Source organism: Lactobacillus sp. Sy-1 (genome assembly GCF_019303535.1).
GTDB lineage: Bacteria > Bacillota > Bacilli > Lactobacillales > Lactobacillaceae > Nicoliella.
Genome location: NZ_JACCIU010000002.1, coordinates 435,076 through 447,235, shown reverse-complemented (window position 1 = coordinate 447,235; position 12,160 = coordinate 435,076). Strand labels below are relative to the sequence as shown.

Sequence of the window (12,160 nt, the reverse complement as noted above, 5' to 3'; positions counted from 1 at the left end):
GGTTCTTGGTAACTATGCCGAACTACGTAAACAAGCTGGTAAGCCATTCCGGGTAAACGTTGGTAATAATTCCCACTTTATTGTTAAGTATGATGAGACGTTATTAAACGACATCTTGGATTCAGCTGCTGATTTGGATGCAATTGATCAAATGCAGATTTTACAAGACCTCCGCTTATTAGCTGAAGCTAGCCAAGTGAAGTATGCATCGGTATTTCCAGTTTTGAAGCGGTTTGCAAGTAGTGAATCATCAGTTGTAATTGATGGACTATACAGATTAGCCGTTAAATTTAAGGAATTTGTTACACCTGGTTCTGAAGCTGAAACAGACCTTCGTAATTTCTTTAACACCCTTAGTTCAGCACAGGTGGCTCGTTTGGGATGGCAACCAAAGACTGGTGAATCCAATGACGACCAACTTAGTCGGCCAACCGTATTGAGTGCATCGTTATATGGAAAGAACGCGGATTCAATTAAGGCTGCCCATGCAATTTTTGTTGAAAACCAAGATAATCTAATTGCGGTTTCCGCAGACACGCGTGCATTAGTGTTAGCCAACGAAGTTGAAAACTATGGCAGCCAAGAACTATTTGATAAGCTTTTAGTTCAATACCAAAAGACATCCGATGCTAGTTACAAGCGCGACCTTGCTTATGCTGCTACTAAGGTTAAGGAACCAGCGTTAATCAAGGAATTAGTTGATAAATTTGAAGATAGTGAAACCGTTAAGCCCCAAGATTTACGGGCTTGGTTTGCTGGAACGTTAGCTAATAACGCTGGTCAACAAGCGGCATGGGATTGGATCAGAAATGACTGGCAATGGCTAGAAGACACTGTCGGTGGGGATATGGAATTTGCTACCTTTATTACGGTAATTGCTAGAACGTTCCATACGGCTCCACGATTAGCCGAATTCAAGGCCTTCTTTGAACCAAAACTGAACACGCCTGGTTTAACTCGGGAAATTCAGATGGATACCAAGACAATTGCTACTAAGGTGGCATTAATTGAGTCAGAAAGAGAATCCATTGCGAATGCTTTAAAAAAATAACTAAATAACTTAAATTAAAGCGATTTCTTCATTCTTTGAATGGAGGAACCGCTTTTTTGCGTACATATCTACAATAGGGAGGATTTGGGATGAAGAATAAGCGGGTTTACATGTTACAGTTTATTTCTAATGTTTATGGGCCGCGTGACTTTGTGGCAATCAACGAAATTGATGGGTATATCATTATTGGGGATGCAGCTAGCACCTGGCAGATGCCCGCAATTGATTCGCAGGTGGCAGAAACGCATGATTTAATCAAGGCCATTTTAGATGGAATTAAGCGCGGTTATCAGCTAGTTGTTACTTCGCACCACACTAATTTTTTAATTAGCACCAGAGATGAGATTCAATTTGCAACTAAGTTATTAGAGCGTCGATACTATATGACGCATGACTTGATAATTTAATAACGATATTTAATGCATTTAACGACTGAATAAGCTAGAATGAATTGATACAATTAAATTTAAAATTGGGATGGATTAAAAATGAAAATATTAGTTATTCAAGGCAGTCCAGATGAGGGCTCCCTTACGCATGCAAATGCAATTAATTACTTTGAAACAGCCCAAAAACAGGGGTTGGATGTGGAACTGATCGACTTAGCGGTTGATCAGTTTGATCCCGTATTGCGATATGGGTATCGCAAACACATGGGGGATGAATCGTATCCCAAGAAGATGCAGCAGCTAATCAATGATAGCGACCATTTAGCGTTCTTCTTTCCAGTTTGGTGGTCAGCGGAGCCGTCCGTCTTAAAGGGGTGGATTGATCGGGTTTTCACCCCCGGATTTGGTTACCACTATGATGAAAAGGGGAAGACGGTTAAATTACTAACTGGCAAAACGGCCGCATTGTTCATTACTTCACATGCACCAACCTTTTTCTATGGACTTTATGGAGGAGTCATTAGTCGGTGGAAACACTTTATCTTAGGCTTTTGCGGCATCAAGCTAACGCATAAATTAATCCTTGGTGGGCTTGATAAACCAGGGGACACACTAGATAAAAGAACAAAATTTATTAAAAAATGTGCAGCGACCCTGCAAAATTTTTAGTAAAACTCTATAATTAAGGACATACTGCTTGTAATTTGAGTAGTTTATATTATTTTAGGAGGATTTTAATTATGGCTGATAAGAAAGTAGCACTGGTTACCGGTGCCGGTCAGGGAATTGGAAAATCAATTGCCGAACGTTTAACTAAGGATGGTTTCTCAGTGGCATTAGTTGGGCGCCATTTGGACAAGGTACAAGCGGTTGCAGATGAATTAAATAATGCTGGTGGTGATGCTTATGCTGTGCAAGCTGACGTTGCTAATCGGGATGAAGTATTTGAAGCAGTTAAGCAAACGAAGGAACACTTTGGTGACTTTAACGTAATTGTTAATAATGCTGGGGTGGCACCATCAAGTCCAATTGAAGATGTTACTCCTGAAGACCTTGATTTTACCTTTAAGATTAATGTTGGTGGTGTGATTTGGGGAACCCAAGCTGCTGTTCAAGCATTTAAGGAATTAGGGCATGGTGGAAAGATTATTAACGGATCTTCTCAAGCAGGGCAAGAAGGAAATCCAAACTTAACCGTTTATGGGTCTACTAAGTTTGCCATTCGTGGAATTACCCAAACCACTTCTAAGGAATTAGCTGAACGGGGAGTCACGGTTAATGCTTACTGTCCTGGAATTGTAAAAACGCCAATGATGGAAGACATTGCCAAGAGTGTTGCTAAGGAAGCTGGCAAACCAGAACAATGGGGAATGGATCAATTTGCCAAAAACATTTCATTAAAGCGTCTTTCTGAACCTAGCGATGTTGCAAACCTAGTTTCATTTTTAGCTAGTCCAGATTCAAACTACATTACAGGTCAATCCATTTTGGTTGATGGTGGAATGGTATACAGATAAAATAGAGTCATTTTAAATAACACTGACGTAAATTTACGTTGGTGTTATTTTTGTATTGATTAAATTACATTACATAATTTTTAACTAATAGTTAAGGAGTCTTTTCATTATGATATCATTGTTTAACGTTTGTTTTGATTGTATGTATTAAATGTTTCAATGTGCTAAAATTAATAATGTAGAAGTGTAGCTAATTTTAAGTTACTACACTGCCAGGCGTTAATAAAATGGGGTAACAATCCTAAAATTCCAATTCAAAATTGGAGGGTATTTAATTGACATATAACAAGTATAAGTTTAAAAAAAATAACGATAAAAAAATTTTAAGAAAAGTTAAAAAGAATTGGGTCGTAGTCTCACTTTCATTGCTATCTGTAATTGGAGGTGCGGGTGTTTTTGGTCGTGGAACAACTGCCCATGCTGATGATAGTGCAAACACTTCTATCCGAATTGCTAGTTCTAATTCTGTCGATTCCACTGATGATTCACAGGAAAGGACGGTGGATGACTCTGCCAACGTTAGCGTCAGTGCCGCTAGCAATAACAGTGCTACTAGTAGTGTAGCGACCATTAATCAGTCTTCGAGTAGTGTAAATAATGCTACCAGTACTCAATCAAATCGTAGCATTGCTAGCAGCGCTGATTCCGCTAGCGACGTTAATCAGGATTCGACTACCAGTTCTAATAGTAGTGAAAGCGCACAAACAAGTGCCGCTGATTCAGATTCTGCTGGTACCACTAGTACGAATGAAGTTAGTTCAGCCGCAACTAAAAACAGCAGTGCAAGCGAAACAACCACTAGTTCTCAAGTGGTTACTAGTTCAATTAGTGGCGATGTTTCCACCAGTGTTTCTAACTCTGAATCTACTTCAGATGACCAGTCGTCAGTTGCTGCTAGTACCACTAGCGATTCTGCTACTAGTGTCTCCTCCACCAGCGATAATTCAATTCAAGGATTAGCCGTTAGTTACCGTGATGGGAGTTCATCTGAAGGCGTAAATGTCGATAAACTACTTGCATCAACTGTCTTATCTAGTGTTAGCTCCGACTTTACAAGTGGATTTGCTGCTGCTTCCTCAGCTGCACTAGTTGGTGGTACCGCTGGGAGTGGGGATAGTGATTTTAATAGTGGGGTTTCAGCATTTGCCCTTACCAATGCTGGAGCGGTAGCTGCCTGGAACTCTTTTCATCCCGACGAAATTAAATCAGCTACAATAACGAGTAATGTTGATGTTGGTAACGTTTACTATAAAAACGGTTATAATGGGGTAATCAATGCCTGGAATACATATAATTCGCTCAATTCTGGGGTTGGTGCTGATCCGAACGTCTACGGTTCAAATACGAATGGGACGCTTACTTCTGGGGCAGCCGATCGTTCCCAAAGTGCCAATATCGTTAATTCGCCGAGTGATAGTCAAGAAGCAATTGCCGGGAATAGCGTTCAATCTAGTTCTAACGTTGATACTACAACTTCTGATAAGACCTTAGCTTACAATTATGCAATTGATTATTTTTTAGCTAATCAAGGAATTTATGATGCAGAGACCGGCCGCTGGAACGGAACCGACCAAAATGGCTCCTATTCAGTATTCACCAATATGGATACGACCGCTAGTAATCCCTACACAATTGGATATAGCGGGGCCCAAGATGCACTATCCGGTGAACAGACTAATTATAAGGTGGTTCCTGCACTGACGGACTCCAGTGATAACGATCCCCTTTATAATTTAGGATATCAAGATGTCTACAATAAGGTAATGAATAAAAATATTTACTTTATTACTAATATTTCTCAATTTAATAACTACTTTGCAACGATTAAATCTGGTAGCACTAGTGAGATTAGGCTGTTAACTGATATTGATGCGGGAAGTAGTACTGCTAGTTCCGCTCCAGGTGGTAGTACCACTAATATCACTATTAATGGTCAGAACCACGTTGCCGATTTAAATGGTGAACATCAAAATCCATACAACATTAATTCATTAGTGATTAAGAACTTTCGAAAACTATACGGGGTTAATTTTTATGGACCAATCAATGAATACGCATCGACTTCTGGAAGCTTAACCTTTAAAAACATTAATTATGAAGGATCTCAGATGTATAATTCTAACCCCAATGGTTCCTTTAAGCTATATATCGATGGAGTGGTTAACACCATCAGTGAAGGCAAATACACTAGTCCGTTTAGAACGGTTACTACGTTTGACTATCGGCAACAAAATATTCAAACCCAAAGTATGGAATTACTTCCTAACAGTCAGTATTACGGAACTACCCAACAGGGGAATAACATTGAACTTTCTGGGAATTTAACCCTTGATGAGGGCTCAGTAATGGTGTTAACACCCAGCGGGGGGAACGGTGAAGACTCTGGATCGTTTGGAACGAATGCCTCCGCTAATAATGGAATCATTCTTACAAACGCTTCTAGTTCCTTAACCATTAATAGAAATGCACGGCTAACAATTACCCCAACTAATGGCGCCTCATCAATTTATACTTTCAACAATAGTAATGTTTATATTGACGGTGGAACGCTAGAAACTGTCTTTTCAAATAAATTAAATGACCTTAACCCAATTAATTTGAATGGAAATGTCACCGTTAAAAATGGTGGTGTGTTTAGTGCGCATGCTACTAAATCACTCACTGGATTTAGTGGGAATTTAGTAACAATCAAGGGAAACTTGGACGTTGAAAACCTTAGTAATTTATACATTTACACGGATGGGGGGACGAACAGTCTGACCCTTCTAAACAACTTAGGAACCGTTGTCTTGAATAATCCCGGAAGTCAAATCATTTTCAGTAAAAATGGTTTGAATAATGATCAGGGAGTGACTGATGGAACTAATTATGGGAAGTTCTTTAATAGTCCGCCAATTACCGCATATTCAGTGATTGGTCAGGTTAATGAGAGCCGTGATTCTAGCCCACAATATATGGTTATGATTGGGCAACAGAATAGCGGATTCAATCCAATTACCGTTTACAATATTAACGGTGAACAACAAATTGATAATGTTCTAAATGGGTTTAGCAACACGCAATCTCACTACTTATCGTTCTTAGCCTCACCAACCGTTTATATTGGTGGTCAAACTAATATTGTTAAGGATACAACTGGTCAATCCACTTCAGGATACGATTTATCAGCTAAAATCGTTGTTGCTAACGTTTTGGATACGACTAAGGATATTTACGTTCGGGTAAGCACTAACGGAAATACTCCTGACAACGATGAATTGCCAATCGGTTCTACAACGATGATTCAAAATCCAGACCAAGTGGCAGCGCAGGTCGATGATCCTTATTATCGGAACGGTTATACAATTGCAATCCCATTTTCAGCGTTTACAAAGGATCGGGATGGCAGTTATTCTTACCAGTACGTCCGGCCACTAAACGCAGCTGGGACCGACCCGATTACTAGTGTTATTATTGATGCTCAATACGTTGTTACGAATCAAAGTGTGTTGTTAACCAACAATGCTGATGGAACTAATACAACAACTAATACGAATCATAACCCAGTCCTGGGGCCAACTAATAATTCTAATCAAACGACTTCCGGAACAATTATTGATAACGCAATTATCGTTAATAATGCTGCTCAAGATGTTCAGGCTGCAACTAATGCAAGTACCGCGGTTTACAATAATGATAGTCTGGTTGCTTCATTAGTACCGAATCCTTACTATTCATCGGCTAATTCCGCTAATTCAGAAACTAATAGTGTGGTTTCTTATATTGCCAGTTTAGGTTCAGCATTGAATAGTTCTGTTTACACTAATATTCCAGGGTACGCAAGTTCAGCTAGCGTTATTTCTTCAGCGTTATCAACTGCCACTAATTACGCTAACGATGCTAGTTTACGAACATCAATTGCTAGTTCTGCATCCAGTACTGCCAACTCTTTAAGTAGTAGTTTGGCTTCATATAACGTTGCCGCAAGTTTAGCGCTTTCGACCGCTCAAAGTGCCAGTGCGGCGCTAGATAATGCGCGGGGGATGACGATTAGTGCCCAAACGGCCCTTTCTATTGCTGCATCTAGTGCCGCGGTAGCCACAACTAGTATTGCGACGCAGGCGAATGCGCAAATTAGTGCAATTAATAGCTATAATGTTATTGCCAGTAATGCGGCATTAAGTGCGATTGCTGATGAACAAAGCGCATCTGCAGTGCAGTTAATTGCTAGCAGTGCCTATGCCGCTGCCACTGATTTTTCATCAGTAATGAACTCATTAAGTAGCGCTGTGGCGCAAGCTTACATTAACGTATCAGCTAATTCGGTTTCTGTAAGTAGCGCCTCAGTTGCAACTAATGGCACTTTCAATAGTGGGGCGGTATTTTATAATTCCGCAGTTTCATATACCAATAGCATCGCGAGTTATGCTGCAACAACTAGTTTAATTAATAGCTTAATTCCTAATAACGATGCTGCAACTGGGTTCAATAATCTGGCCCAGAGTGCGCTTAACGCTTTTAGTAGCGGGGCGAGTGTCGTAAATTCCAAGAATACAGACATCAGTAACGCCAATTCAGCAGCATCGAGTGCTAACGTGGATGTAAGCAGTGCATATAACGCTGCTAATCAGGATGCAACCAATTTCTCGAATACTTTAGGTTCACTTAGTTACAATCAAATTACCGGCAGCATTTTCAGTAAGTTAACTAGTTTAGCGAGTGACATCAGCTTGCAATCTCAAGTGGCCACAAATTCCAGTTCAGTGGCTAATTCCGCGATTAACGCTGCTAGTTCAGCTTATGCTAAGGCCACTTTCCAATCAACAACCTTTGTTACACAACAAAGTGTTGCTTCAAATGCTGCTAATTCCGCTAGTATATATGCCAATAGTTATGCATCCAGTGTGTTTAGTTCAGCTTACAGCGCTGCAATTTTAGATTCTCAATTTGCTTCTGCAGCGGTTAGTTCAGCTAATAGCTACTCTTCTGCTGGGGCTTCTTCAGTGACCTCTAATAACGCAATTCAAAGTAGTTACCAATCAATTGCAAGTGATGCGGTTTCAAACGCTAGTGTTGCCGTTAGCATTGCTGCTACTAAACCAAGCAATTCTACAATTCAGTCCTATGCGTTAGCAGCTTCATCGGCTGCTAGTTTAGCACAACTTTATTCTAGTGATAATAATCAAAAAATCAGTAATGCTAATGGATTAGAAGGTTCTATCAGTACCGCTGCAATTACAACCCAATATAATAGTAGTGCGATTAATACGACCCTGAACTTAGTTGCCAGTGACTCTAGCAATGCTAACTACAATGACTTAACTGAATTATTGGGTTCCGTAAACGATGTTCAAAAATCAATGTCAGCAATTGCGGGATACACTAGTTCTGCTAGCAGTGCTAATGTCGCAGCTTCTAGCTACTATGCATCAATGAGTACTGCACTATCAATAGTTGCAAACAATGTTTCCGGGATTAACAGTCAAAACGTCAGTGCTTCAAATGCTCTTACTAGTATTAATGCATTGATTACTAAGATGAATACGGATGCCTCAAATGCTAACAATGCGGCTATAAGTGCTAGTGTTTCAGTAAGTAATGCGATGTCGGCAAGCAACGAAATTAGTAGTAGTCAAATTAATATTAATTTAAATCAGCAGACGACTAGTTTCGCTAATTCAGAAGTTTCATCAGCTAAAACTGCATTTTCTGGAACCAGCAGCATAATGGCTGAACTGGAATCTAGTTATGCTGATCGGCCTGAAGTTCAAAATGCCAACTCAGCGGTTAGTGCGGCCGCGATTATTATTAGTTCAGCCAATCGGTTAGCTAGCCAACAAGCATCAATTGCTAGTTCGGCTAATTCAGTCGCTACTGCTGCAAATTCAATCGCTAGCGGAGCAGCCGCTAGTGCAAGTAGTGCTAACGCAGCTGCATCGAGTTATGCAGCTCAGGCAAACCAGTCAGCAGCAATTGGGAATTCGTTAGCTACCGCTACCGCTAGTGCTAATGCAGTTGCTGCTCAGTCGGCAGCCGCTTCCTATGCTTCAATTGTTGCTACCCAAAGTAGTATTGCTAATAGTTTATCAGTTGTTGCTTCTAATAATGCAATCAGCGCAAATGTAAACGGGAATTCAGCAGTTAGTGCTGCTAATAGTGCTCAATCAGCGGTCGACAAGGCGCTTGGTAGGCTATTAAATGATATTACAAGCGCTTCCTCCAATGCTTCATCTGCCAATGCATCGGTTGCTAACTTGGCTAGTTCCGTTGTTACTCGCTATAGTGCCGGAACGCTTGCAATCAGTGCGGTGAACGGTAGTTTTACAGCTGCCAATAGTGTTTATAGTTCTGTTGTTAGCGCTAATAGCAGTGCCGCTGCTGCCCAAGCTACTGCCAACAATATTTTTAGTAATAACGCTAACAATTCACAGGTTATTACAGCTAATTCCATGGCTAATTCGGTTGCTGCATTGGCAAGTGGGGCATTAAGTGATGCCAATCAACAAAGCATTGCACTTGTTAACGCAAGCAGTGCCGCTGCGAACGCATTAATGAGTTTATCGAATGCCAATAGCTTGGCAGCTTCTTACTCTGCAATTGCTGCTTCGGCTAATTCCGTTGCCAATTCTGCCTATAACGATCGGTTCAATTCGGCAACCGTTGACCAAACATCAATTGTAATTAGTGCTGCTGAAGTGGCTACTGCTGCAATTAATGGTGAACGGGCCCAACTAGTTACTGCAAATGCTGCGAATTCAGTTGCTCAATCTGCTCAAGCTGCGGCTTCGTTAGCTTCCGTTGCCATCAATAGTGATTACGTGGTTGCCGTTAATAATGCAGCTGCGGCTATTTCATATGCAAATATGGCTTCAACGGCTGTGATTACCGCATCGTATTATGCAACGACAAGCAGCGTTGCAACTAATTTAAGCGGTCAAAACACCTCAGCTGGATCAATAGCAATCGCTGCTTCATTACAACAATCATCAGCAGGAAACAACCTAAGTAACGCCACCAATATGAGTGCATCAATTTCAGTTGCTACCACTAGCTTTAGCGTAACTAGCTCCGCAATGGCGTCACTAAGTGTTTTAAATAGTGTTAATCCTGACGTAAGTAGTGCAAACAGCGTTTTTAATTCTGCGAGTGTTGCAACTAAGACTGCGCTTAGTGATGCAAACAGTAATTTTGCGTTAACTAGCGCCAATCTAGCGTCAGTTACAAGTCTAAATACCATTGCTTCTAGTATTGCAATTGCGATTGCCGCTGCTAATTCAGTTGCAATTACGCAAAATGCGGCGGCAAGTACTGCGGTTATTAATTACAATGTTTCGGGTGCATCGATTGCTGCTTCCAATGCCAATAGTGCACTTAGTGCAATCACTGCTTACACTGGCCAACTAGCTTCAATTGCCAGTGCCGTAAGTTCATATAAGACCACTGGGGAAAGTGCTGCTGCTAGTTTATACGCTGACAATAATTCCATATCCAATGCTTCAACAACCGCAAGCATTGCGTTTAATCGTGCTTCCATTGCAATCAGCAATGGGATTCAATCTGACGTTAATCAGGTTAGCAGTGCTAATAATTCCGCTAGTGCTGATTTCACCTCTGCTAGTTCTAACAACTCTAATTTAGCTAGTCAAGCATCGGTTAGTTCTTTGACCGTAAGTTTTAGTAATTCGAACTTTGATGCTGCTAACTACGATTACAGCGAGTTTAACTCCTACTATCAACAAATTAATTCGGTTGCCGCTGCCAATTCCTCCAATAGCGCCATTGTATCAATTGCAAGCCAAGCTAGCCAATTAGTTAGTGCTAATAACGCTTTATTTGCTGATTTAAATTCGCAAAATGCAATTTTTAGTTCGGCTAGTGTAACCGCATCTAATGCGGTGGCATTTGCAAATAGTACTTCAGTTGCAATTATTAGTTATTCCAATGCAATTAGTGCTGCTAGTTCTGCCGCTAGTGCTGCCCAGTTAGCTAATGATAGCCTATTAGCTAGTTCTGCTGCGAGTGTTGCAATTTCTGAAGCCACACTGCTTAGTGCGGCTTCAAACGCAGTGGTTGCCACTAGTGCAAGTGCCTCAATTGCAATTGTTGCGGTCAATTCTGCATATAATGCGATTACCATTGATCGACTAAAGATGTTTAATAATGCAGGGCTGCAGTCTAATAACTACCGATCTGCATCTGCTTATGCTGAGACACAGAGCTTAGCAGCACTTACTTCCAGCAGTGTTTCTATTGTTAATTCTGATAATCAAAATACCAATTCATATTACACTCAAACGGTTAACGCAAGTACTGCTACTAATGGTTACGAATCTGAAGCTAACTCCTTTTCTGGAACGGCATGGAGTCTCGCTAACTCGTTTGCGGTTACTTCCAGCGCTTTAAGTTCATTAGCATCCAATAACATTAATAATCAAGACATTAATAACGCAAGCGTATTTGTTAGCCAAGCTAATTCTGCAATTAATTCCGTAACAGGACTGGTAGCTAACCAGTCTAGTATTGCTAATCAGATGGCTGCTTCAGCAAGTACCGCATTTAGTAATGCAGTGACGGCATCTTCAATTGCAACGTTAGTAAGTAGCCAGGCTTCTTCAGTATTGTCGGATGCCTTGGTTGCTGCTAGCGGTGGTTTTAATTACATCGCTCTTGCTTCAAGTGCCCAGAGTGCGGCTGCTAGCATCGCAACGGACGCCGGAACCGTCTCTGCGTATGCTTCTCAACAGTATTCAATTGCTGCTTCAGCGGAGATAGCTGCCTCACTTGCTGCCGGTTCCGCATCCAGTGCGCTTGATGCAATCAGTAGTACCGTCTCTGCTGCTAATTCGGCAATGACCTCCGCTACTAATAAGATTAGTAGTGAGGTAAGTAGCTCAACTCAAATCACTAATTCTGCTGCTAGCGGGGCTAATGCTAATGGTTTAATTGTAGCTTCTGCAGTTTCTTCGGCAAATAGTGATGCTCCAAATATTGATTCGGATGTTTCAATTGCTAACCAAAACTATTCACAAGTAGCTAGTCAACTATCAATTGCTAATTCTGCTGCTTCAAGTGCTAATGCAATTGATAGCTCGTTAACCAGTAACAACTACGCCAATAGTAATAATTCACTTGCGAGTTCTGCCGCTAGCCTTGCTCAATCAGCTTATGCAAACGCTAGTGCCCAAAGTATAAATGCTTCAAATGCAATGAGTGCATACCTAGTA

Annotated in this window: 5 protein-coding genes (1 of these 5 cut by a window edge); all 5 read left to right on the top strand. The window is 40.9% G+C overall.

The window, feature by feature from the left end:
• Positions 1 to 1,051: ERAP1-like C-terminal domain-containing protein (locus tag HZL42_RS08810; RefSeq protein WP_219283301.1), on the top strand; the 1,051-nt coding region annotated here is incomplete at its 5' end.
• A gap of 89 nt (positions 1,052 to 1,140) precedes the next feature.
• The gene (locus tag HZL42_RS08805; RefSeq protein WP_219283300.1) at positions 1,141 to 1,458 is read left to right on the top strand and encodes a hypothetical protein; all 318 of its coding nucleotides are present in this window, start codon (positions 1,141 to 1,143) and stop codon (positions 1,456 to 1,458) included.
• Positions 1,459 to 1,539: 81 nt separating this feature from the next.
• Entirely contained in the window at positions 1,540 to 2,109 is a 570-nt protein-coding gene (locus tag HZL42_RS08800; protein ID WP_219283299.1) for an NAD(P)H-dependent oxidoreductase, read from the top strand.
• 71 nt (positions 2,110 to 2,180) lie between these two features.
• Complete coding sequence (locus HZL42_RS08795) at positions 2,181 to 2,957, top strand: (S)-acetoin forming diacetyl reductase (RefSeq protein WP_219283298.1); 777 nt, start codon at positions 2,181 to 2,183, stop codon at positions 2,955 to 2,957.
• A gap of 275 nt (positions 2,958 to 3,232) precedes the next feature.
• A protein-coding gene (locus HZL42_RS08790) for a DUF5776 domain-containing protein (RefSeq protein ID WP_219283297.1) crosses the window boundary here: on the top strand, positions 3,233 to 12,160 show its beginning. Its footprint extends 21,063 nt past the window's final position; 8,928 of the gene's 29,991 nt are visible here — the first part of the coding sequence; it begins with the start codon at positions 3,233 to 3,235; its stop codon lies off the right edge, out of view.